1 protein-coding gene is annotated in these 1193 nt (G+C 66.8%); it reads left to right on the top strand.

The annotated features are described in order from the left end of the window. Window positions 1–4: 4 nt before the first annotated feature. Window positions 5–1192, top strand: coding sequence for an elongation factor Tu (tuf, locus tag DOO78_RS26865; RefSeq protein ID WP_111472942.1), 1188 nt, complete (start codon window positions 5–7; stop codon window positions 1190–1192). The last annotated feature ends 1 nt before the right edge of the window (window position 1193 follow it).

Raw genomic sequence — 1193 nt, 5'->3', positions numbered from 1 at the left:
GACGATGGCGAAGGCGAAGTTTGAGCGGACGAAGCCGCACTGCAACATTGGGACGATTGGTCACGTGGACCATGGGAAGACGTCGCTGACGGCGGCGATCACCAAGGTTCTGGCGAAGACGGGCGGTGCGACGTTCACGGCCTACGACCAGATCGATAAGGCGCCGGAGGAGAAGGCGCGCGGGATCACGATCTCGACGGCGCATGTCGAGTACGAGACGCAGAACCGGCACTATGCGCATGTGGACTGCCCTGGCCACGCCGACTACGTGAAGAACATGATCACGGGCGCGGCGCAGATGGACGGCGCGATCCTGGTGGTGTCGGCGGCGGACGGCCCGATGCCGCAGACGCGCGAGCACATCCTGCTGGCGCGCCAGGTTGGCGTTCCGGCGCTGGTGGTGTTCCTGAACAAGATGGACATGGCCGACCCCGATCTGGTCGAGCTGGTGGAGATGGAGGTGCGCGAGCTGCTGTCCTCCTACCAGTTCCCGGGGGACGACATCCCGATCGTCAAGGGTTCGGCGCTGGCGGCGCTCGAGGACAAGACGCCTGAGATCGGCGAGCAGGCGGTGCTCGAGCTGATGCGGGCGGTGGACAGCTACATCCCGCAGCCGGAGCGTCCGAAGGACCTGCCGTTCCTGATGCCGATCGAGGACGTGTTCTCGATCTCGGGCCGCGGCACGGTGGTGACGGGGCGTGTCGAGCGCGGCATCGTCAAGGTGGGCGAGGAGGTCGAGATCGTCGGCCTGAAGGACACGGTCAAGACGACGGTGACCGGCGTCGAGATGTTCCGCAAGCTGCTCGACAGCGGCGAGGCGGGGGACAACATCGGCGCGCTGCTGCGCGGCACGAAGCGCGAGGACGTGGAGCGCGGCCAGGTTCTGGCCAAGCCCGGCTCGATCACGCCGCACACGCAGTTCAAGGCCGAGGCCTACATCCTGACGAAGGAGGAGGGCGGCCGGCACACGCCGTTCTTCACCAACTACCGGCCGCAGTTCTACTTCCGCACCACCGACGTGACCGGCATCGTCAAGCTGCCGGAAGGCGTCGAGATGGTGATGCCGGGCGACAACGTGACGATGGATGTCGAGCTGATCGCCCCCATCGCCATGGACCAGGGCCTGCGCTTCGCCATCCGCGAGGGCGGCCGCACCGTCGGCGCCGGCGTCGTCGCCGGCATCACGAAGTAAG

The organism is Roseicella frigidaeris (assembly GCF_003258945.1).
In the GTDB taxonomy this organism is placed as follows: Bacteria; Pseudomonadota; Alphaproteobacteria; order Acetobacterales; family Acetobacteraceae; genus Paracraurococcus; species Paracraurococcus frigidaeris.
The sequence above is the reverse complement of the archived record's forward strand: the minus strand, read 5'-3'. Positions and strand labels throughout refer to the sequence as shown.